At 37.9% G+C, this 21,576-nt stretch carries 21 protein-coding genes, 1 tRNA gene and 1 pseudogene; 8 read left to right on the top strand and 15 right to left on the bottom strand.

Annotated features, from left to right (window positions below):
- Positions 1 to 14 precede the first annotated feature (14 nt).
- The 9 genes from JOD28_RS08565 to recG form a co-directional block, all read right to left on the bottom strand.
- Entirely contained in the window at positions 15 to 1,085 is a 1,071-nt protein-coding gene (locus JOD28_RS08565) for a CdaR family protein (protein WP_204770404.1), read from the bottom strand.
- Positions 1,082 to 1,897 (bottom strand): diadenylate cyclase CdaA, encoded by an 816-nt coding sequence (gene cdaA, locus JOD28_RS08560; protein WP_204770403.1) that lies wholly within the window; start codon positions 1,895 to 1,897, stop codon positions 1,082 to 1,084. Before cdaA ends, JOD28_RS08565 begins: the two co-directional genes overlap by 4 nt.
- Positions 1,898 to 1,972: 75 nt before the next feature.
- Positions 1,973 to 4,066: a Na+/H+ antiporter gene (locus JOD28_RS08555; RefSeq protein WP_204770402.1), complete on the bottom strand. Its 2,094-nt coding sequence runs from the start codon at positions 4,064 to 4,066 to the stop codon at positions 1,973 to 1,975.
- Positions 4,067 to 4,069: 3 nt separating this feature from the next.
- Positions 4,070 to 4,948: a UDP-N-acetylmuramate dehydrogenase gene (murB, locus tag JOD28_RS08550; protein ID WP_204770401.1), complete on the bottom strand. Its 879-nt coding sequence runs from the start codon at positions 4,946 to 4,948 to the stop codon at positions 4,070 to 4,072.
- 103 nt (positions 4,949 to 5,051) lie between these two features.
- Positions 5,052 to 5,465: a nucleoside-diphosphate kinase gene (gene ndk, locus JOD28_RS08545; RefSeq protein WP_204770400.1), complete on the bottom strand. Its 414-nt coding sequence runs from the start codon at positions 5,463 to 5,465 to the stop codon at positions 5,052 to 5,054.
- A gap of 64 nt (positions 5,466 to 5,529) precedes the next feature.
- The gene (locus JOD28_RS08540) at positions 5,530 to 6,045 is read right to left on the bottom strand and encodes a YehS family protein (protein ID WP_204770399.1); all 516 of its coding nucleotides are present in this window, start codon (positions 6,043 to 6,045) and stop codon (positions 5,530 to 5,532) included.
- Between the two features lie 42 nt (positions 6,046 to 6,087).
- Complete coding sequence (mutL, locus tag JOD28_RS08535) at positions 6,088 to 8,061, bottom strand: DNA mismatch repair endonuclease MutL (RefSeq protein WP_204770398.1); 1,974 nt, start codon at positions 8,059 to 8,061, stop codon at positions 6,088 to 6,090.
- A gap of 28 nt (positions 8,062 to 8,089) precedes the next feature.
- The gene (gene mutS / locus JOD28_RS08530) at positions 8,090 to 10,684 is read right to left on the bottom strand and encodes a DNA mismatch repair protein MutS (protein WP_204770397.1); all 2,595 of its coding nucleotides are present in this window, start codon (positions 10,682 to 10,684) and stop codon (positions 8,090 to 8,092) included.
- Positions 10,685 to 10,724: 40 nt separating this feature from the next.
- Positions 10,725 to 12,755 (bottom strand): ATP-dependent DNA helicase RecG, encoded by a 2,031-nt coding sequence (recG, locus tag JOD28_RS08525; protein WP_204770396.1) that lies wholly within the window; start codon positions 12,753 to 12,755, stop codon positions 10,725 to 10,727.
- Between the two features lie 243 nt (positions 12,756 to 12,998).
- Here recG and JOD28_RS08520 point away from each other — a divergent pair, with 243 nt between their 5' ends.
- On the top strand, positions 12,999 to 13,568 hold the full coding sequence (locus tag JOD28_RS08520; protein ID WP_204770395.1) for a recombinase family protein: 570 nt from the start codon (positions 12,999 to 13,001) through the stop codon (positions 13,566 to 13,568).
- Between the two features lie 42 nt (positions 13,569 to 13,610).
- On the opposite strand, the gene JOD28_RS08515 is transcribed toward JOD28_RS08520, so the two are convergent.
- The 3 genes from JOD28_RS08515 to JOD28_RS08505 all read right to left on the bottom strand — a co-directional run bounded on the left by JOD28_RS08515 (position 13,611) and on the right by JOD28_RS08505 (position 16,576).
- The gene (locus JOD28_RS08515) at positions 13,611 to 15,017 is read right to left on the bottom strand and encodes an NAD-dependent succinate-semialdehyde dehydrogenase (RefSeq protein ID WP_204770394.1); all 1,407 of its coding nucleotides are present in this window, start codon (positions 15,015 to 15,017) and stop codon (positions 13,611 to 13,613) included.
- A 171-nt stretch (positions 15,018 to 15,188) separates the two neighbouring features.
- Complete coding sequence (locus JOD28_RS08510; protein WP_204770393.1) at positions 15,189 to 15,662, bottom strand: DUF1440 domain-containing protein; 474 nt, start codon at positions 15,660 to 15,662, stop codon at positions 15,189 to 15,191.
- A gap of 95 nt (positions 15,663 to 15,757) precedes the next feature.
- Entirely contained in the window at positions 15,758 to 16,576 is an 819-nt protein-coding gene (locus JOD28_RS08505) for a VanW family protein (RefSeq protein ID WP_204770392.1), read from the bottom strand.
- 487 nt (positions 16,577 to 17,063) lie between these two features.
- Here JOD28_RS08505 and JOD28_RS08500 point away from each other — a divergent pair.
- The 3 genes and pseudogenes from JOD28_RS08500 (at position 17,064) to JOD28_RS08490 (ending at position 18,352) form a co-directional block, all read left to right on the top strand.
- Positions 17,064 to 17,405 (top strand): annotated as a pseudogene (locus JOD28_RS08500) (ribonuclease G).
- Positions 17,406 to 17,483: 78 nt separating this feature from the next.
- Entirely contained in the window at positions 17,484 to 17,735 is a 252-nt protein-coding gene (locus JOD28_RS08495) for a hypothetical protein (RefSeq protein WP_204770391.1), read from the top strand.
- A gap of 68 nt (positions 17,736 to 17,803) precedes the next feature.
- Positions 17,804 to 18,352: a ClbS/DfsB family four-helix bundle protein gene (locus JOD28_RS08490; RefSeq protein ID WP_204770390.1), complete on the top strand. Its 549-nt coding sequence runs from the start codon at positions 17,804 to 17,806 to the stop codon at positions 18,350 to 18,352.
- A gap of 225 nt (positions 18,353 to 18,577) precedes the next feature.
- Here JOD28_RS08490 and JOD28_RS08485 read toward each other — a convergent pair whose 3' ends face one another.
- On the bottom strand, positions 18,578 to 18,826 hold the full coding sequence (locus JOD28_RS08485; protein ID WP_204770389.1) for a hypothetical protein: 249 nt from the start codon (positions 18,824 to 18,826) through the stop codon (positions 18,578 to 18,580).
- A gap of 276 nt (positions 18,827 to 19,102) precedes the next feature.
- Here JOD28_RS08485 and JOD28_RS08480 point away from each other — a divergent pair, with 276 nt between their 5' ends.
- Both JOD28_RS08480 and JOD28_RS08475 read left to right on the top strand, forming a co-directional pair.
- Positions 19,103 to 19,693: a hypothetical protein gene (locus JOD28_RS08480; protein ID WP_204770388.1), complete on the top strand. Its 591-nt coding sequence runs from the start codon at positions 19,103 to 19,105 to the stop codon at positions 19,691 to 19,693.
- Positions 19,694 to 19,809: 116 nt separating this feature from the next.
- The gene (locus JOD28_RS08475; RefSeq protein WP_204770387.1) at positions 19,810 to 19,962 is read left to right on the top strand and encodes a hypothetical protein; all 153 of its coding nucleotides are present in this window, start codon (positions 19,810 to 19,812) and stop codon (positions 19,960 to 19,962) included.
- A gap of 394 nt (positions 19,963 to 20,356) precedes the next feature.
- Here JOD28_RS08475 and JOD28_RS08470 read toward each other — a convergent pair.
- Positions 20,357 to 20,428, bottom strand: a tRNA-Glu gene (locus JOD28_RS08470).
- Between the two features lie 108 nt (positions 20,429 to 20,536).
- On the bottom strand, positions 20,537 to 20,746 hold the full coding sequence (locus JOD28_RS08465) for a P8 family protein (protein ID WP_204770386.1): 210 nt from the start codon (positions 20,744 to 20,746) through the stop codon (positions 20,537 to 20,539).
- A 149-nt stretch (positions 20,747 to 20,895) separates the two neighbouring features.
- On the opposite strand from JOD28_RS08465, the gene JOD28_RS08460 reads away from it, so the two are divergent.
- Both JOD28_RS08460 and JOD28_RS08455 read left to right on the top strand, forming a co-directional pair.
- On the top strand, positions 20,896 to 21,105 hold the full coding sequence (locus JOD28_RS08460; RefSeq protein WP_013103724.1) for a helix-turn-helix transcriptional regulator: 210 nt from the start codon (positions 20,896 to 20,898) through the stop codon (positions 21,103 to 21,105).
- Positions 21,098 to 21,574 (top strand): hypothetical protein, encoded by a 477-nt coding sequence (locus JOD28_RS08455; protein WP_204770385.1) that lies wholly within the window; start codon positions 21,098 to 21,100, stop codon positions 21,572 to 21,574. Before JOD28_RS08460 ends, JOD28_RS08455 begins: the two co-directional genes overlap by 8 nt.
- The last annotated feature ends 2 nt before the right edge of the window (positions 21,575 to 21,576 follow it).

The following is a 21,576-nucleotide window of genomic DNA, read 5'->3' as shown; positions in this document are numbered from 1 at the left end:
TCGTCCTACTTTCCTTAGTGACTACTTGAAGTTTCTGTATCGCTACTACTGCTACTGGTTGTACTTTCAGCGCTTTCACTTGTTGCTGATTCTGAAGGAGCGCTCGTACTTGCACTGCTGCTGTTACTGCTAGCGTTTATTTGAGACACCGTAGCCGTCACAGTATCAGTATCATAACGTACAATACCATCAATCTGTGGTAATTTAAGTTGAACACTGGCTTTATCTTTAATATCTTTCACATCTACCGTAACACTAATACTATTCATAGCATTAAGTATATCAGATGAGCCATATACCGTCACATTTTTTGGATCAAAAGTCACTTGATAGTCTTTACTATCACCATTTTTTATACTAGCAGATAAAGCGACTTTTTTCGAGTCTTCTGGCGCAATTGTTATCGTTGCATCAACATTTTGACGTCCTAAATTAACCTCCACTTCTCGACCATTTTTATCCAATGGCACTAATTTAACGGTTTGCGTTAATGACGACTTAGCGCCACTTGGTAGCGACATATGTGCGGCAACTGTTGTCACTGCATCTACGTTTGTTTTAGGACCGCTAATTGTAACACTCTTAGGCGTAGCAGTCGGATCACTGGCTGTGTAGCCCTTAGCAATCTCATCTTTATCGTAGCTGACGCTCACCGGTAATGTTGTGGCTGTTTTTTCAGCGATGGTCACTGTCACTTTTTGTGGGTTAACAGTTGAAGTTAACGACGCATTGACGCCTCGTAACGCAACTGTAACAACATGTTTTCCAGGCTTTAGAGAACGCAAATCTGCACTTGCTTGTATATCATTTCGACTTTGTGCAGCAGATACCAATGCACCTGAACCTTCGATATCCACTTGAACTGTTGCTGGTGCACCAATCACAACATATTTATCATTGTCAAATTGCAGATTGAGTGCCACCTTAAGTGACGCCTTTTTTTCTGGTATTAGCGTTGTAAAGTTATTAGAATTATTAGTCGTTGACGTTGTTGATTTTGTACTTAATACGTAAGATGATAGCAAAATCGCAATCACGAATGAAATGGCAATATTGACGATCTTTGATTGACCTATTCTTTTCATTGCAATCTCCCTCCTTTACGCCACCAATGATTTTTATCCACACTAGTTGCTGGTACAGGCAAAAATTGTCGATCAAAGAAGTTGAGATAACTCTCTTGATCCATATGTCTGAGCAAATCACCATTTTGAGTGATTGAAATTTCACCCGTTTCCTCAGAAACGACGACTGTAATGGCATCACTAGCCTCAGAAATACCAACTGCCGCTCGGTGTCTGGTTCCTAACTCTTTTGGTATTCTTGTGCTTTCAGATAGTGGGAGATAAGCTGCAGCGACAGCCACGCGTCCCTTACTAATAATGACGGCGCCATCATGCAGAGGGGTATTGGGTATAAACGTGTTGATTAATAATTGTCCCGTAATATTAGCATCTAATTTAATGCCTGTCTTGATGTATTCATCTAGCTGAGCATCACGTTGGATGGTAATTAACGCCCCAATTCGTCGTTTTGACATATATTGTAACGCATCATCCAAGCTTTTAATGAGTTGGTGTTCAAGCGCATTGTCAATACGGGCACGACGTATCGTCAAGCGTCTACCAACAGTTTCTAAGCCACGTCTAATTTCTTGCTGGAAAATCACCACTAGTGCAATAGGCGCCCAAGTGATTAATTGATCCATTAACCAAGACAATGTGATTAATCCAAGGTACCAACTGACGACTTTAACTAAAATAACTGTGCCAACACCAAGTAAGATTTGTAGGGCACGCGTGCCTTCTACGAATTGAATAATTTTATACAGCAAAAACCAAATAATGATAATATCCACTGCATGCATTAAATTGTTAGTCGTTAGATACGATAACATAGTTTCCCCTTTGTCTCATTTCATAACAATTAATGAGCTTAACTGTATAACGAAAAAATAATAGCAATATTGTGCTCACGATTCATCTTTTCCGGCTAATGCAGCTGTTTCAGAAAAGTTAATAAACTGCCTAATGTTAATACCAGCTTGTCGCGTAATTAATTTTTGCTCATATAAATTTTGAACTGTCTCACGTTGTGCATTTAACGCTTTTAATTCTAAATCCATTCTTAATTTATCGTCCAACTCACGTTGTTCCGGCGTATCTGCATGCTTTTCATTCTCAATGCGATACCGATAAGTCACTATTAAATTATAAGCATTTTGGCGTTCGACGCGATGTGTAATTGTGTCACCATTATACTTTTCCATATGAGCCGACAAGGCATTAATTGCTGCTTTTGAAGTTTCGCGAATAGACAATGATGTTTCAGCCTTAATTTTTTCACTAGTTTCATCAGAAAACCAAATACGAATACTTCTGAAAAAACGATGAATGAGTATCGCAAACCATTGTGATGAAAATTGATAGTGTGCATCTTCCTTGATTAAATTTTCAAGGCGTTCTAATCGACGTGATTGTGATGAAAATGTGAGCGGCGAAATTTTCTCTTCAACCAACAACTGCTGCAAACGTTCCCGTTGTGCAACCAGACCAATTAATCTTAATTCTGAATCATCAGCATGTGTATACCCTGATGTATCACCAATCAATTGTCTTTTAATATGTGCAATTGTGCCTTGTTTTCTTGTAATCAACTCATAAATAATTGCGCGATTTTCAGTGCGCTGTTGTTCCCTTAGGGTTTGAATACCAACCTGAATAGCAAAAATACGCGCCTGTGATTCTGTCATTTTTGGCTTTTTATTATCCGTATCATCTTCTGATGCATCTAATGTTTGTGGTTGTGTAAAATCGTGAGATGATCGTTCTTTAGTCATAATAGGTAGCATAATTGTAGCAACAAGCAAACTCATGATTACCACGACTGCTGCTACAAAAACTAACAATTCACGTTGCGGAAAAGCAGTGCCATCGTCAATAATCGTTGGTACAGTCATCACAGCAGCCATTGTAACAGCGCCTCTAACACCTGTCAGTCCAGAAGTCACAGCTGTGTTAAACGATGGCTTAACAGTTTTATTTTTAAAATATAAAACAAACTGATTACCATATGCCCAAAAGGTTCGTATCGCAAACACAATAAACCAGACTACGACACCATAAAGAATAGCATATCCCGTGTTCATTTGTGAATTCTGTACAACAGCAACCAATGCTGGTGGTAATTCAATGCCTAATAATACAAAGATCGTACCGTTGAGCAAATAAACAAATATTTCCCATGTTCGAATTGAAGTCACTGATATTTCTGGACTACGTGCATCGATATGTTGATCATTGAGTATTTTTGTTAAAATAGCCCCAGCGACAACGGCAATAACACCAGAAGCATGAAATACATCTTCTGCCACCCAATAAATTAGGAACGGCGCTAACAGGGTCACAACTGTGTGAAAGACAACATCGTTTAGACCGAAACGGTCAAAAAGATCTCGTAGCCAATTAATAATGCTCCCAACTACCAAGCCAACCATTAGGCCAATAATTGTCATCCAAAAAAAGTTACCAATCGCATTTCCTAACAAAAAAGTCCCTGCAACAGTCGCTTTGATTGCAGTATTGAAGCTCACCAAACCACTGGCGTCATTGATTAAGCTTTCCCCAGAAACGATATGTAACACATTTGTAGGCAACTTAACACGCCTAGCAATTGCTTGCACAGCAACAGGATCTGTTGGTGAAACAACAGCTGCTAATGCGATCGCGACTGATTTAGGAAGCTGCGGAATTAATATATGTATGAAAAATCCACCAACTAGCGTTGTCAACAACACTAAGATAATGGCATTACCTAGAATTGGTCCACGTAATTCCCACAACTCATGTTTTGGAAATCGCCAAGCATCGTTATACAGCAACGGCGCAACGAACAGCAACATAAACCAATGTGAATCAATTTCAATAAACACACCAAATGCGAGTGATAATATTAACCCGATTGCAATTTGAAACAAACTCACCGGCACATCTGGCACAAAATGAGACAACACATTTGATATCGTAACGGATATGATTAAGATAACGATTAATTCTAATACAAACATAAATTATCGTTCCCCCATAATACGTACTTCAGTTTCTAGTGTGACCCCAAATTTTATTTTGACCGTTTTTTGTACAAAATGAATCAAGTCCTCATAATCATTTCCTGTGCCGTTGCCAATATTAACCATAAACCCAGCATGTTTTTTGGAAACTTCAACACCCCCAATACGAACGCCTTGTAATTTTGAATCCATAATGAGTTTACCAGCAAAGAAACCTTCTGGCCGCTTAAATACTGAGCCATTTGAAGGATAGTTTAGTGGTTGCTTATTAGCACGTCGAAAATTATTATCGTCCATACGCGATTGTATGCTTTGCTTGTTATCTGGTACTAAGGCAAAGGTTGCACTAACGATTACCCCACCATTCTTTTGAAAAACAGATTGGCGATAGTCAAAGTCTAATGTGTCTGCAGGAAAGGATTTGACTTCACCATTTGGCATGATAGCCGTTGCTGAAGCTGTCACCATAGAGGCCTGACCACCATAGGCACCCGCGTTCATAAAAATTGCGCCACCAACAGAACCAGGGATACCTGCAGCCCACTCAAGTCCAGTTAAGTCATTTTCCATCGCGGCTTCAGCCACTAAAATCAAGTCAGCGCCTGCATCTGCAGTTATCGTATTTTGGTCAACGTGAATATCGCGTAACTCATGTAATAAGATTGATAACCCTTTAAGGCCACCATTGCGTACAACTAAATTAGATAAGCGCCCAAAAATATGAATGTCATGCCCATTTGATTTGGCCCAATCTAATAACTTTTGTAGCGCCAACAGTGTCTTTGGTATGGCTAAATATTCTACCACGCCACCGACTTGCGTGTGTGCATAAGGTGCTAAAGCTGTCTGTTCAAATATCGTTATATCATCTAATTTCATTATTATGCTCCGAGTCTATAGTTACTATTCTACCAAACTTTTAGCTAGACCACTTGAATTGCACAAAAAAAGCTTGATTTTATGAAATCAAGCCAATAAAAAACTAATCAAACCACAGACTGATTTCACGTTGTGCTGATGCAACGCTATCTGACCCATGAACCACATTCATCATAGCTTCTTGAGGCCATTCACGTCCAAAATCACCACGAATTGTACCAGGAGCTGCTTTTGTGGGATTCGTTTCGCCCATCAACGTACGCCATCCCGCTACAATATTTGTCCCTTCGCCAATCATCACAACAACCGGTCCTGAAGTCATATAATCGACAAGTGACGGGTAATAAGGTTTACCAACATGTTCAGCATAATGCACATCTAACAACGCTTTCGTTGGCGTGAGCATTTTCATATCTACAATTTGGTACCCTTTATTTTCAATACGTTGTATAATTTCGCCCACTTTAGCGCGCTGTACACCATCTGGCTTAATTAACATTAATGTCTTTTCGGTCATCTTGTCCTCCAATAAAGTCACTTAACACCTTCATTATACATGATTATGAAGCCACTGATTCGACTTATTTTCGAGCTGTTTTTTTAACATCGGCTGGCCGGTATTCTAATGCCATTCCTTTTAGAATGTTTCGTAAATAGCGATCTCCTGCTGGTTTATAATTACGATGATCTGGTCGGCGTAACACAGCACTCAGCTCGTTGTTTGAAATCACGACACCTGCTGATTTTAGAAAACTCATGTAATCATCACTTGTATAAGACATCGCAATTTTGAGTTTTTTCATGACAACATTATTAATGTCTGTTTCTTTATGCATATCAAATGTTGGTGGTACAGGTTTTAAGTCTGCCCCAAATTTTTGACCACGTTGAGAAATAATCAAGCCATTCATAAATGATTCAAGTTGATGCATGTCGACTTGTTCATCACGAGGACTCTCATCATTTTGTTTGGTCGACAAGGTATGAAGTTGTGTCTCATCAATAGACACCCCACCTAATTGAAAAATTTTAAGCATATCTTCATTCTGAATATTTAATGCGTACCTTAAGCGAATAATAATATCATTGTTGTTCATCTATTGATCTCCTGTGTAAAAAATAGCATTTCTAACGTTTTTTTAATAAGGGTGATTATCATAAGTTTCCCATTTTTCATGAGCATCTTGAATGCGTTTAAACATTTTTTCCATCTCTGTTAGTGTCAACTGTGTCAATACTGGTCGACCATGTGGACAGTTATAAGGGTTTTTAGCCAACGCCAAACGTTGCAGCAATGCTTTAGCTTGAATATCAGATAAATGCATATTTGCTTTTATTGCGCGTTTACAGCTCATCATAATTGCTGCTCGTTCTCTAAATTCCGCAACAGTTAACGAACCATCACGTAGTATCCAATCAATCATTTCACGAATAATCGCTTCTTCTTGACCACTTTCAAACCAAGTTGGGTGTTCACGGATAATCACTGTTGTTGGTCCAAATTGCGTTACCGTTAACCCAACATCAGCTAATTCTTGTTCATGATCTGCAATTTTCAGCATATCCGAAGCCGTGTAATTAATCGTAATCGGTACTAAAAGTCGCTGTTTATCAGCACTGACTTCCCCTATTTTTTGACGATAGTATTCATAATTAATGCGCTCTTGGGCAGCATGCTGGTCAATTAAAAATAGACTATCCGCACTTTGAGCAAATAAAAACGTGCCATGCATTTGCCCAATATATGACAAATCCGGAAAACCACTTGGCCTTTCTGGCGTAACATCTAATGTTTCTTGTTGCGCTACAATCTCATCGTGAGCAGATGATTGGTACGCCGTCACCGGTTCTGTGACATGCGTCGTCTCTTGTTCATTAAAGACTGGTAGGGTAGCTTCATGAGTGTATTTATTAAAAAAGGTCTGTACCGAATTTTGTGATAGTTGCGTACGCTTTGTGATGCTAATACCATCAATTTCTGAACCTGTGTTGGTACTCACATTTGGTCGGTCTTTAACTGTTGATTGCACATCTTTTGGTACCCAAGGTGCTGTTTGTGTTGGGCGTATGGACTGAGGTGCTTGTGTTTTCCCGTATAAATTCTCATAGGCATCAGGAATTAAATTTTCTTCAGCTAGTCGTTCTTGAATGGTTTTAACAATCAACGCAGAAAGTTCAGTTTCTTTGGATAGACGTATTTCTGATTTCTGTGGATGCACATTGACATCAATTAAAAGTGGATCTGTACTGATATTAATCACGCCCATCGGAAAACGTCCAACCATCAACTTTGACCCGTAGCCATGAATAACTGCATTAGACACCGTAAAATTTTTAATAAAACGACCATTAACTAAAATTGTTAGATATTCACGTGATCCACGTGTTAATTCTGGTAATGAAACGTATCCCGTAATATTAAAATCATCATCTTCACCTGTAATTGGCAACATTTTTTGTGCTGATTCACGCCCATAAATTGCAGCAATAACTTGTTGTTGATTACCATTACCAGTTGTTTTGAGCAATGCACGCCCATCAGCAGTAACTGTAAAAGCAATATTAGTATAAGATAGAGCCAGTCTATTCATAATATCGGCAATTTTGGATAATTCAGTTTGTGGTCGCTTAAGATATTTAAGGCGTGCGGGCGTATTATAAAACAAATCACGAACGGATACGACAGTGCCAAAACGACCATTTGCCGGTGTCGCACTGACTTGTTTTCCCCCTTTTATGTGATACATTAAGCCTTCCGGTGCATCGTGCGTCGTTGTGTTTAATGTCACATCAGCAATGGCTGCAATTGAAGGCAAAGCTTCACCTCGAAATCCAAGCGACACAATATTAAATAAATCATGTCGATCGACAATTTTACTGGTCGCATGACGCGTAAATGCCAGTGGAACATCTTCAGGATCAATACCCGCGCCATTATCAACCACGCGAATTAATGCTTCACCAGCATCTTCAACAACCACTTCAATTTGGGTTGCACCTGAATCAATCGCATTTTCAACCAGTTCCTTAACAACACTTGCCGGCCGTTCGATCACTTCACCTGCAGCAATTTGGTTAGCTAATAAATTTGAGAGTTCATGTATTTTTCCCATATTGTCAACGCGCTCAAGCGCTTGCCTCCTAATTTCTCAGCTTTTTTAATGTGTTTAAAGCATTCATAGCATCTACTGGTGTCATCGTTAAAATATCAAAGTTATCCAAAGTGTCAAGTAATGTCTTCACCTCTGGATTGATCGTATCGACATTAAATAACGCGACTTGTTCAGACAATTGATCCATTTTTTGTGCTGGTTGTGATTCTGGTTGATCATGTGTCACAATGATTGATTTTTGCGCTTCCAGTTCAGTTAAAATAACTTTAGCCTGCGTAATTAGCGTCTCAGGTAACCCAGCTAATGCCGCAACATGAATACCATAAGATTTGTCCGCTGGGCCTTTTTTAATTTGGTGCAAGAAATGCAATCGACCCGACTCATCCTCAACAGCGCCAACATGAACATTTTCAATACTATCGTGTTGATCTGCCAGAACTGTTAATTCGTGATAATGCGTTGAAAATAATGTTTTAGCATGCACATGAGCATCTAAAAATTCAATGATTGCCTGTGCCAACGCCATACCATCATAAGTTGCCGTTCCTCGACCTAATTCATCAAATAAAATGAGTGAATGTGCCGTTGCCTCTTGTAATGCGTGATTGGCTTCCGCCATTTCAACCATAAACGTCGATTGGCCCATTGCCATATCATCATTAGCGCCAATACGTGTAAATATTTGATCAAAAATAGGCAACTCTGCTGCATCTGCGGGTACAAAACTACCCATTTGAGCAAGAATGACAATTAACGCTAACTCGCGCATATAAGTTGATTTTCCGGCCATATTTGGTCCAGTAATTAACTGCATCGTGGTATTTTCGTCAAGCAACACGTCATTGGCAACAAATTCGCCTGCTTCTAGTAATGATTCGACAACAGGGTGACGACCTTGTTTAACGAAAACACGATTATGTGTGGTAAATTCTGGGCGAACAAAACGGTGATTATCGGCAACATCAGCCAATGTTGATAACACATCTAAACGTGCAATCTGTTGTGCTAAGTTTTGCACGCGACTAATATTTGCTTTGACACGTTCACGTACCGTCACAAACAACTCATATTCACGTTGCGTACGTTTAGCTTGCGCTTCAATAATTAACCGCTCATGCGCTTTCAGCTCTGGTGTCACAAAACGTTCAGCATTGGTCAATGTTTGACGCCGTTCATAACGATTTTCTTCTAATTTACTAATATTTGCCTTGGTTACTTCAATAAAGTAACCAAAATTTTTATTATAGCCTACTTTGAGAGAATGAATACCAGTAGCTGCACGTTCATCTGTTTCCAATTGTGCCAACCAAGTTTGATTATCTTGTAAAACGCGACGATAACTGTCAATTTTATCGTCAAAGCCGTCGTTGATAATATCCCCTTCACGCACACTAATTGGCGGATCATCAACGATTGCTTCTTCAATTAACCCAGCTACATCTACCATATCATCTAGTGTGTCACTAGCATTTTTTAAAATACTTGTTGTTTGCGCTAAAGCAGACTTGATACTTGGAATAGCTAATAATGACCGTTTTAATTGCACTAATTCACGAGCATTCATTGTTCCCATCGCTGCCCGTGCAGCTAATTTCTCTAAATCATAGACTGATTTTAGCTGGTCTTGCAACGCACCACGGGTAAAGAAATCATCTCGAAAAGCATCAACTAAGTCTAACCGGTCCTCAATGTCATTTTGATCACGCAATGGTTTTAACGCCCACTGTTTGAGCAATCGACTGCCCATAGCCGTGTGCGTGCCATCTATCAAACCAAGCAATGATCCAGCTCTTTTTTTTGTTCTATTATTTTCAACTAAATCTAAATTGGTACGTGTATCTTGATTGAATTTTAAATAAGCTAAACGTTCATAGCTAATAGCCGGAACGATATGATCAAGGTTGCGTCGCTGTGTGTCAAAAATATAATTTAACAGCATAGCCGTCGCTTTTGTTTCTTCTATTTTCAATAATGGTTGCGTCAAAAAACTGACTGTTGCATTTGGTTCAATAGCCACTTGAGTTGAAATGACTAGACCACGTTCACCTAATTGAGTGGCTAACTGTTGCTGTGTTGTCAAACCATCGTTTTGACGCAAGACAACTTCCTTCACTTCTAATGAACTCAATTCATCTAAAATATCCGCTAATCGACGAATGGTTGTCGCTTTGAGTTCGCCCGTTGACAAATCAATATACGCCAAAGCCCAACTGTCTCCATTTGGTAAAAGAGCTGCTAAATAGTTGTTTTGCTTATCTGATTCCGCGCCATCATACATTTTAGTGCCCGGTGTAATCAGTTGCACCACATCACGTTTAACCATGCCTTTGGCAACGGCTGGGTCCTCCATTTGCTCCACAATGGCTACTTTGTAACCTTGATCAACTAGGATATCAATATAATTTTTTGCAGCATGATGCGGAATACCTGCCATAGGGACCGGATTCTCAGAATTTTTATTACGGGCGGTCAGCGTTAGTTCGAGCAGCTTGGCACCCAGAATAGCATCTTCTTCGAAAAGTTCATAAAAATCGCCTAAGCGATAAAAAACAAAGGCATCTGGGTATTGCGATTTAATTTCATGATACTGCACCATCATGGGTGTATCAACAGGCTTGACCATCTAAAACTTCCTCATTTATATAATTTATCTTTGTCTCATTTTAGTCAAAATGACGATAATGTGCCATTGTACGTGACAAATAATCAACTAAAGCGTGATTATCTGCTTGTCGGTCCCAATTTTTCTGGCTGACTAGCGTAATGGCTTCTTGTTGCGCAAATTCCATCATCGTCAAATCTTTGATAGGATCACCCACAACAAACTCTGGTACACCAGATTGCTTGGTGCCTAAAATATCTCCAGATCCGCGTAATTCGAGATCGCGTTGTGCGAGTATGAAGCCGTTAGTTGTTTCAACCATGGCATCTAAACGCGCAGTCCCATAATCCGTTTTGGGATCAGCAACTAAAATCGTATACGATTGGCGATGACCACGGCCAACGCGGCCACGTAGTTGATGTAATTGCGCTAAACCAAAACGGTCTGCGTCTAAAATCAACATCACAGTTGCATTGGGTACGTCGACACCAACTTCAATGACAGTTGTTGCAACTAATAGTTGAATTTTATTTGCTTTAAAGTCTGCCATTAACGATTTTTTTTCATCATTTGATAACCGCCCATGCAGCAATCCAACTGTATATTGCGGAAATTCTAATTGCATGGCCTCATACATCGCCGTTGCATTTTGAACATCAAGCGACTCCGATTCTTCAATTAGTGGCGTAACAACGTAAGCCTGAGCGCCATCATCAATCTGCTTTTTTACAAACGCAATGGCGTTGTCCAACTGATTATGACTCATTCGTTTAGTCTGGATGGCTTTACGACCAGTTGGTAATTGGTCAATCACCGAAACATCCATTTCACCATACGCAGTGATCGATAACGTTCTTGGAATCGGCGTTGCCGTCATCGCTAAAATATCAGGATTCACACCATTTTCGCGTAATGCAGCACGCTGATTAACACCAAATCGATGCTGCTCATCAATAACAGCTAATCCAAGGTGATGAAATGCCACGTCTGGCTGTAATAGCGCGTGCGTACCAACTAAAATGTCAATTTCGCCACTTTCTAAATCTTCCAATAATTGTCGCCGAGCAGCAACTTTAAGCCCACTCGTCAGTAACTCAACGCGCAAAGATATGCCAGCATTTTCAAACAATTGCGCTAAATTTAACGCATGTTGCTGGGCTAAAATTTCGGTTGGTGCCATAATGGCAGCTTGCATCCCCGCTGTAACAACAGCATACATTGCCATGGCCGCAACCACAGTTTTACCCGATCCGACATCACCTTGCAATAAGCGATTCATATGGCGTGGTCTTTTTTGATCTTGCAAAATTTCTGAAATGACTTTTTGTTGTGCAGATGTTAAATCAAACAGTAACCCTGTTTCAAACTTTTCAAGCGCAGAGGTATCATAATTGATGCCTTCCCCAGCAAAATTTTGATCAGCGAGTTTGAGTAATTGTAACCGCATTTGAAAAACAAAAAATTCTTCAAAAGCAGCACTACGACGCGCAGCCTTTGCAGCCGGCATATCCACTGGAAAGTGCATCGCTTCAATTTGACTGTTACGGTCCAGCAAACGATATTTCTCCCGAATCGTTATCGGCACTAATGACTCAAGCGTGCCCCGTACATCAGCCCAAGCGAGTTCAATCAGATGACGGATCGTTTTAGCAGTGATTTGTTTTGAAGACGGGTATATTGGATCAAGTGCATCGGTGCTTGCATTAATCATCTTCATACCAGTCAATGCTGCTTTTGCAGCATTATACGTCCCATAAACAGCAACCTCTTGACCAATATCAATGTTTTGCGCTATCCAAGGTTGGTTAAAAAAAGTCACACGTATATTTTCATGTTCAATTAATAAACCAAACCGTGTTTGATTTTTTTTACCAAATCGTGTCACAACTGCTGGGGCGCTCACAATACCTTTAAAAGTTACTTTTTCACCATCTAATGTTTCAGACGGCAAACGTTCACCCAAGTCTTCATATCGAAATGGAAAATAACCAATTAAATCTTCAATTGTAAATATGCCGAGTTCATGTAAAGCATCAAGTCGTTTTGGCCCGACACCTGGTAGAATATCGACATTATCAACGCGTGTTATCATGCTATTATTGTAACATTTTGGGCAAAAAAAAGGCGGCAGACACTCACATTTGACTCATCTAAAAATTAGAGCGCTCCTAAAGACTGGTCACCTCAATTAAAATACTTTTTTAATCAATCATCGCCTTTTCTGCGCGCCTTTTATTCTATTTAATAGTGTGTTACAATTTCAATATTTTTAATTTGTAATATCACTTTACATTTTAAAAACACACTCACACTCGAAAAGTAAGGAGACAAAGACGTGAAATACGGATACGCTCGTGTGAGCACAATTGGACAACATTTAGAAGGACAAGTCGCTGAACTGCAAGTAGCAGGTGTTGATAAAATTTATAAAGAAACATATACAGGTACAACGGTTAATCGACCCATTTTTGAACATATGTTAACAATTTTAAAACCTAAAGATGTGCTTGTTGTCACTAAATTGGATCGTTTTGCTAGAAACACACATGAAGGACTTGAAGTGATGCAAGAATTATTCGATCGCCATATTGCTATTCATATCTTAAACTTAGGTTTGATAGATGAAAGTCCAACTGGAAAATTAATTTTTACCATTTTTTCTGCGTTTGCACAATTTGAACGTGATCTTATTGTGACAAGAACACAAGAAGGCAAAGCCTTTGCCCGTCTCAATAATCCTAATTTCAAAGAAGGTCGAAAAGAGAAATATACTGATCAAGAAATTATTGCTGCCTATGAAACACATTGCAACGGCGTTGCTTATCATCGTATTTCTCTAGAAACTGGTATCAGTATTTCAACTTTAAAAAGACGTATCAAGAAACTAAATGCCTACGAAAAATGAAACCTTTTCCCAATAAGAAAAAGGTTTCATTTTTAAAATATTTTATACAAAGCCACCAAAAGCATCGTCAAGATCAATTGGCTCATGTTTTGTGACAATAGTCTCCTTATTGACAAACGTGTCAATACCAAGATCGCCCAACTCACGTCCATAACCAGAGTTTTTGACACCACCAAATGGCAATTCTGGTAACGTGCCGCCAAAACTATTGACAAACACAACACCTGTCTCAATTTGAGAAGCAACTTCAGCAGCATGGTTTGCATCTTTTCCAAAAACAACGCCACTCAAGCCATAATTTGAATCATTAGCCACGGCGATGGCCTCTGCCTCATCCTTTACTTTGAACACTTGACCAACTGGACCAAAGAATTCTTGATAATAGGCGGGATTTTCTTTTGTAATATCTGTTAAGATAACCGGTTCAAATAAGGCTGCCGGTTGGTTTTGTTCAACACTACCAAAGACAAGCGTTGCACCAGAGTCCACTGCTTGACGAACTTGTTTCGTTAAATTCCGCTTAGCTTTCGTCGTGCTTAATGGTGCCAAAGTTGTTTCTGGTCGTAATGGGTCTCCCAACTTTGCCTCTCCAAAAACCTGCTTTAACATGTCAAGAATCTGATCATAATTCTTTTCAGTAACAATAAAACGTTTAGACGATGAACAAACCTGACCAGCATTATATAATCTCGCACCACCAATAATTTTTTTAATCTCCGACAAATCTGCGTCGTCTAATACGATAAAGGGATCACTACCACCTAATTCCAGTGAACTTTGTTTCATATGCTTACCAGCTTCAGCAGCTACTAACTGACCGGCACGTTCTGACCCTGTCAAAGCAACCCCTTGCACGCGATCATCAGCAATAACTTTATTAACTTGATCGTAATCTATAAATAAATTAGTAAATGCACCTTCTGGCAAACCAGCTTCTTTAACTATTCTTTCAAAGGTATCAGCCGCCATTGGTGTATTACTGGCATGCTTCAATAACATCGGATTTCCTGCCATATAATTTGGCGCAAAGACCCGCATAATTTGATAATATGGAAAGTTCCATGGCTCTACCATCATAAGCACACCAGTTGGTCGCGAAATGATTTCTGCTGGACCAATGGATGATTGAATCTGACGTGGTTTCAAAAATTCTGCACCATTTTCTGCATAATAACGTGCAATCGCAACCGTAATTGCAACCTCACCTTTAGCTTCTATGAGACGTTTTCCCATCTCAAGTGTTAAAATTTTAGCAAGCTCGTCAGTTTTTGACTCAATCAAATTAGCTACTTTATTTAACGCATCGGCACGACTCACAATGGGGTCATTGCGCCATTTTTTATATAACGCATGTCCCTTACTAATCGCTTCTTCAACATAGGCATCGTCATGATTGTCGTATGTCTTAATGATCTCATCTGTGAACGGATTAACTGTTTGATAACTCATTTTATCCAACCTTTCTTGAAATACCGATTAACTATAACTTACAACCATTTACTATAACACTCGAATAACGATAATAACACTATTTGACTTGTGATTTTCCCATCAAAAAAGCGCCTCAAATTTTACTGAGACGCGCGAATTAATGTGTACGCAATGGCTATATTTTAAAAGTTATTGCCCCATTAAGGCAATAACGACAAGGTAGATTGCCCATGCCCAAATGATATGTCCTAAAATCTCTGAAAAATGTTCAGCAAATGGTTGTTTTGCAGGAGAAGGAACTGTTTTTGATAATGGCATAATAACAATGTGAAAAGCAAACCAGATTACAAGTCCATATAAACTCCCTTGTCCTAAACTCATGATTGGCAAGGCACGGTAAAACAGTGCAAAAGCAACTGCAAAGAAGATAGAAAAGGCAAAGTGCATCATAAGTGCTACATAATAAACCTTTTGGTCTTTCGAATATTGCACATAAGCATGGGTGATACGACGAGACACCCCAAGTTGTTGTAATAACTGTTGAGGCGGATTCGTCTCATCTCGCGCTTGACTTCTTGGAGGCAAAATAGCTTCCCAACCAATTTTCACCATGCCAGAAATTAAACCAGCAGCAATCCCCACAAGCAAATTCATTACTATCATATATAAACCCTCCTAAAATCAAGTAGTTTAATTATACCACAGCGCTTTTGGGTCATCATTCTCATAAACTGTATTCTGTAGGCATCTTATTCAGGCTAATTTTTGACTACATCTAGTTGGCTCGTATCGTATGCCACCTTTGCATGATTCGTTTTTATCAGTTGTTGATCGCGTAGCTGACCATACTTATCATAACGATATTGATAGATATCGCCACAACGATAAACCACATGATTTTCTTCAGAAAAATGCTCGCCAACACATTTAACATCATAGCGATCTGATTGCGGTTCTGACGCATATAGTTCACCGTGTAAATATTTATCGCCAACATATGTCACTAATTGGTAAGTTGTTGATGTATTATTTTTAAATCGGTAATCAAGGTAATTATATACTATAGAAGTGCCACTACCAAATGGCACTTCGCGGTTAGCATCTGGGAACATATCGACTTGTTCATGATGATATTTTTCAACCACATCTAAAGGTGTATGTAAAACCATCCAATGAATTAAGTTACTGAATTGGCAAAGTCCGCCACCGGTTCCCTTTTTAAGCTGCCCATCATTAGCAACCATCAGACCATTTTGATAGCCTCGTTCTGCTGTACACCGACCCACCAAACGCCAAAATGAAAATGTCTCACCTGGCTTAATGATAATGCCATTAACTTTTGGTGCCGCAATTTTCAGGTTCGCCACTTTGGCTTCTTCAACTGGTACGGGCACTTTTCTTAACCCACGTCTCATTAATGATTGATGACTAAACACCAAATAAGGAAGTTTATCCTCTTGTATATGATGTGCTAAATTATTTTTTAAATTATCCGTTAGCTGTCGTTTTAAAATATGTGCCTCATATGAAATCTTATAGGTCAACGGTGATATTTCACAAAACAGCTTTCTTGTCATTATTATTCTCCTAATATATAGGACAATCTTAACACAATAGTAATTATTTTAAAAGACTAGTTGCGCTATTTTTTACAAAATTGACAAGCTACTCACATAGCAAATAAAAAACAGCTCACCCCGCAGCTCATTTACAAGACTCTCATCTGTGTAACATCGTCCGCGCGCTCAAACTTTCCGATACATGATCACATAACATGACCATCACTTCTAGTTCAAACATTGGGTAACCTGTCCTGGATTGAAAGAAATCCATTCCCGCCACCGTTTTTGATGGCCTCAACAACTTAACTTGTTATTAGGACTTCCTCCTAATCTATGTCTAAAGTATAACACTAATATGTCAATCGTGCAAGCGCTTACATAAAAAAACAATTACTTTCTTGTCCTTTATATTTTTTGGCTTGTCTGATATGCTGTACATAAGTATACTACTAGGTAATTAACATACCATTGAATCACGTTAAGAGAATTAAGGAGAGACATTATGGCTGACAATTCAACACATGTTCCTGAAGAAGTTAAAGGTTGGAACTGGGGTGCCTTTATTTTTAATGTTTTGTGGGGTATTGGTAATAAGACCTATTTACCCTTACTATGCCTCATACCCATTTTCAACTTAATCTGAATGTTTGTTTGTGGTTTTAAAGGTAATGAATGGGCATGGCAAGATGGTGATTATAAAGATATTGAGACATTCAAGGCAGTACAAGCAACTTGGAACCGAGCAGGATTAGTATACTTTATTATCACTGCCGCTTTTATTGCCTTATATTTTTTATTCATTGGCGTTATTATCACATCTGTTCTAAATAACAGTCATTATTAACTTAACGCACGCAGATCATACGTACAATAAGAATCGTTAAAAAAAGATTTTTTGAAAAACATATTGTTGGAGATAATCATGACAAAAACAAATCTATTTAGAATTGTCATCACCTTTGTTATGTTGGGCATACTATTGTATCAATTCATCACTAACACGCATAATTTATTCTTACAAATAACACAAACTGTCTTATTCTTTTCCTTCTTGTGCGCTATTGTTGTTGAGCAATATCAACAAAATCGTTCTAAGAAATACTTAGTATGGCATTTGATTTTCATAGGTGTATTAATATTACTTTTAATCGCCATATTGCTTGCATTTAAATAAGCATTGAAGCTAGGCGTAGCTGGTGAGTAGCCTCAAGTAAAAAAGCAGCAAAACAGAAGGGTTTAACAATGCAATCGTATGCAAGCAAAGACGAACTAATCAGGGCTATTAATACGAGTTATCAGAAATATATAACTGAATTTACAGATATTCCAAATAATTTAAAGGACAAACGTATTTCAGAAGTAGATCGTACACCGGCCGAAAATCTTTCTTATCAACTTGGATGGCTTACTGCACTGTTAGAATGGGAAACAAATGAAAAAGCTGGTAAAGACTTTTATGTCCCCGCAAAGGGTTACAAATGGAACAATTTAGGTGAACTATATGACTCTTTTTATGAGACCTACAGTGGTTATTCATTAGAAGCATTAATCACGTTGCTAAACTCACGTGTGGCAGAATTAGACAATTTAGTTGAATCATTGCCTAATGATGTTTTGTTCGAACCAAATAAACGGCAATGGGCAACTACAAATGCGCAATGGCCAATTTGGAAATGGATTCACATTAACTCTGTAGCCCCTTTCAAAACATTTAGAACCAAAATTCGTAAATGGAAGAAGCATGTGATGTCGTGCGACAACTTATCAAGTTCAACACGATTGGACAATTAGAAAGATAAAAGGTTACGTACAACATTTTTGCAACGTTGTATGTAACCTTTTTTGACTTCGTGACTGTTATTTATAAACTCATCGTATCAATGTCTATGCACCTTAATTATCAGCCATTGTAAAACTTTACTAACATGTTGGTTTGTATCATCCCCATATTCATGATAAGGTGCCACAGACAAGTTGTAAGCTATAAATTAGTCGTTTTTGTGCAGTATTTTATTTTTAATTGGCCTTACGCAAAAATGCAAAATATTCATAAAGTGCCAAAGCGATAAACATAACAATTCCGATATAAATCGAACTAGATATTGCTATAACGGCAATTACCGTCAGGCCAATAGCTGATGTTGTGAAGATCAAAGAAAATTTTTGCAAGTTTGTCAACTTGTCAGTGTCGCCTTGAAAAGATACTGCAGTCATAATGACCCCAATCAATATCATTATTCCAAAAAAAACATGTAATGCAATCATAATATATTACCTCCGAATTACATTATACGGTAAAAATCTTATAAATGTACAATTGTTTATATTTTTTCTGTAATTTAGTGGGAAATAATTAACTATCAGAAATAGACTTCACTATTTCAGAACTACAGAAATATATGGATGGCATGACACATTACAAGCGTAAATTCATAATAAAGCAAACGTTTAATAAATTGAATGAAATATGATAAGATTAACCTTATATAGTCCTTAAAAAATTACGACAACTAAGTCAGTGTCGTCAAGAAAGAAAAAAACATGAAATCCTTATCCCCTAAACTCCAAAAATACATTGATGATAATAGTTCCAAAACTCAAAATATTGGTACACTAGTTGCGATTATTGCATTATTCGTCTCCTTGTTTCTCTTGATTAATACCGGAATTCATGTAATGTTTGGTAATCAAAACTTTACAAACTTATTTGTCTATCTAATAGAGATAGCAGTTTTTGTCTTTGTAATTATCGCGCGTGTAAATTATGTTAAGAGTAAAAGCAACGATTTATATCAGTCTATGTATAACGGTACATACGATTATAGCAAAATCAAAGATTGGAACCGATTTGATCATTATTCTAATGTGTGCAGATTAATTGTTAAATTCAAATTAACAGAGCTATTCCCTAGTGATGTGATTTCAACAAGACTTACGGTAACAGGCGTTACGGTAGCAATCACACCTGTAGTAATGATTACTACTGAACAACTACAAGAAAATATTTTGAATGATTTCTCTGTAAATGCAGAAAATATTAAATTTTCAGAAGATGGTTCATCATATCGGTTTGAAATGTCACTTGCTAGATTAAAACTAATCAAACCTCAAGATATTGTTGAGTATCATTAAGCTAAATCCAAAATTTACAGATAGGTACAGCAATCTATATGACTTTATGGCGTATTTTGATATACCTATGTCACTTGAGCGTGCCGTTTTAAAGATATACAACTTAGGAGTATTTTATGTACTTATTAACAGTTTTTCCAATGGCTATAAGTGGCCTAACATTTTTAAGATTAAGTAAAGATGCGAAAAATAAAAATTATCGTGTAGCAGGCATACTGATGTTAGTGGCAAGTTTTATTAACGTTTTGATGTTCTTTTTCTATAAATAAACAGTCAACTATAGGATGGGACGCAAACGAATTTATCCACTCACACCCCCAACATTAAGAACACGCTGAATTGAAACAATAAAATTATAAAACCACGCTCTACTGAATGCTAGAACGTGGTTTTGTTATGTCTATTTAAATGTTATGGCAGCCACTTCGATATTATCGCTATATCAAAAGACAAATCAATATGTACCACGTTGTTACTTATATCCTATTTTTTACCTTTTGTGCAAATAAAAAACGGCTTAAATACCGTTATACTGCTTACTTGCCTATTTAAAATTTTTTCTATTTTGTGTGACATATTATGAAACACAGTGCCACGTTTTCATAAGAAAAGGCGCTACATCAAGGTTTTTGAAACCCAATGCAACGCCATGAAATATACTAATAGCGCTAGAGGGAGTCGAACCCTCGATTTCGGCCTGAGAAGCCGACGTCTTAACCACTTGACCATAGCGCCATAACAAGATATAAGTATACAGAAAAAACAGTGCCACGTCAACTATTTTTTGCGCCAACAACCCTAATCAAAAAGAGCCAACAACTTAATTGTTGTTGACCATCTTTTTCACTTCAAAACTTTCTCAGCTTCCGCCTTAATTTCCTTGTCACTCATGGTTTTGTAAGCTTTTAAGTGTGCCAATGTTGATGATGTGTTTTTATTACTTTCGTCCATGTAATGATTCCACAGTGCATCACGTAATGGGGTTTTGTCCTCACTCCAATCGAATACCTCGTTCATTGCGAGATCTAACGTTTGATACTTTTCGTCTGCCATTTTATGGCCCCCTTATCTATACCCTTGTTATAGTTCTTTTTAAACAAAAATGCAAGTTTGTTGTAAATGTATAGAAAGCTTTACATTTTTAAAAAACTTTGCTACAATATAAATGTAAAGTGTTATATACATTTTTTGGAGGTTGACCATTGAAAAATCGTATTCAGGAACTCAGAAAGGCACAACATATGACACAAGCTGATTTAGCTGATAAGTTAGAAGTCACGCGCCAAACAATCATATCTCTAGAAAAAGGCAAATATAATGCATCGTTATTACTCGCACATCACATTGCAACCCTTTTTCAACTTAAAATTGAAGACATTTTTATTTTTGAGGAGGACAAAACAGATGCTTAAAAAATTATTTGCAACACCAAAAGCTGGTATGAGTGATAAAGAATATGGTGATTTAATACGATACCAGACTAATTTTATCACGATACTTTTCATTACTTTGTCCATTTTTCTATTCGCAGCTAGTATACCAATGTATTACTTTTATGGCCATAAACTCGGTTCATTTACATCTGGTATATACGGCGGTCTAATCGGAGGTGCCATTGGTACAAAATTGGCTAGTATGACCTATTTGTCCAATCCACAGGAATTACATCGCAAAAAGATAAAGGAAATTGATGAACGTGTGCAACAAGTTCGCCAACGTGCTGATGCACTCACTTTGAAAATATTACTTGTTATTGCTTACTTAGCCTTTATTTTAGGCGCAAGTTATTTTACACAATATTTTTGGTACCTCGCTTCACCACTTATTTTGATTCTCATACTACAGCCTAGTCTTCGTTGGTTATTGACTAAACTACTATAAGG

The organism is Leuconostoc rapi (assembly GCF_016908715.1).
In the GTDB taxonomy this organism is placed as follows: Bacteria; Bacillota; Bacilli; order Lactobacillales; family Lactobacillaceae; genus Leuconostoc; species Leuconostoc rapi.
This window is presented reverse-complemented; position numbering and strand designations above follow the sequence as displayed.

Coding starts and splice junctions, on each gene's coding strand:
- cdaA (WP_204770403.1), bottom strand. CDS start 1,897: ATGTTATCGTATCTAACGACTAACAATTTAATGCATGCAGTGGATATT.
- JOD28_RS08515 (WP_204770394.1), bottom strand. CDS start 15,017: ATGAGTTATCAAACAGTTAATCCGTTCACAGATGAGATCATTAAGACA.
- murB (WP_204770401.1), bottom strand. CDS start 4,948: ATGAAATTAGATGATATAACGATATTTGAACAGACAGCTTTAGCACCT.
- JOD28_RS08505 (WP_204770392.1), bottom strand. CDS start 16,576: ATGACAAGAAAGCTGTTTTGTGAAATATCACCGTTGACCTATAAGATT.
- JOD28_RS08490 (WP_204770390.1), top strand. CDS start 17,804: ATGCAATCGTATGCAAGCAAAGACGAACTAATCAGGGCTATTAATACG.
- JOD28_RS08475 (WP_204770387.1), top strand. CDS start 19,810: ATGTACTTATTAACAGTTTTTCCAATGGCTATAAGTGGCCTAACATTT.
- ndk (WP_204770400.1), bottom strand. CDS start 5,465: ATGACCGAAAAGACATTAATGTTAATTAAGCCAGATGGTGTACAGCGC.
- JOD28_RS08480 (WP_204770388.1), top strand. CDS start 19,103: ATGAAATCCTTATCCCCTAAACTCCAAAAATACATTGATGATAATAGT.
- recG (WP_204770396.1), bottom strand. CDS start 12,755: ATGATAACACGCGTTGATAATGTCGATATTCTACCAGGTGTCGGGCCA.
- JOD28_RS08565 (WP_204770404.1), bottom strand. CDS start 1,085: ATGAAAAGAATAGGTCAATCAAAGATCGTCAATATTGCCATTTCATTC.
- JOD28_RS08455 (WP_204770385.1), top strand. CDS start 21,098: ATGCTTAAAAAATTATTTGCAACACCAAAAGCTGGTATGAGTGATAAA.
- JOD28_RS08510 (WP_204770393.1), bottom strand. CDS start 15,662: ATGATAGTAATGAATTTGCTTGTGGGGATTGCTGCTGGTTTAATTTCT.
- JOD28_RS08555 (WP_204770402.1), bottom strand. CDS start 4,066: ATGTTTGTATTAGAATTAATCGTTATCTTAATCATATCCGTTACGATA.
- mutS (WP_204770397.1), bottom strand. CDS start 10,684: ATGGTCAAGCCTGTTGATACACCCATGATGGTGCAGTATCATGAAATT.
- mutL (WP_204770398.1), bottom strand. CDS start 8,061: ATGGGAAAAATACATGAACTCTCAAATTTATTAGCTAACCAAATTGCT.
- JOD28_RS08495 (WP_204770391.1), top strand. CDS start 17,484: ATGACAAAAACAAATCTATTTAGAATTGTCATCACCTTTGTTATGTTG.
- JOD28_RS08485 (WP_204770389.1), bottom strand. CDS start 18,826: ATGATTGCATTACATGTTTTTTTTGGAATAATGATATTGATTGGGGTC.
- JOD28_RS08465 (WP_204770386.1), bottom strand. CDS start 20,746: ATGGCAGACGAAAAGTATCAAACGTTAGATCTCGCAATGAACGAGGTA.
- JOD28_RS08540 (WP_204770399.1), bottom strand. CDS start 6,045: ATGAACAACAATGATATTATTATTCGCTTAAGGTACGCATTAAATATT.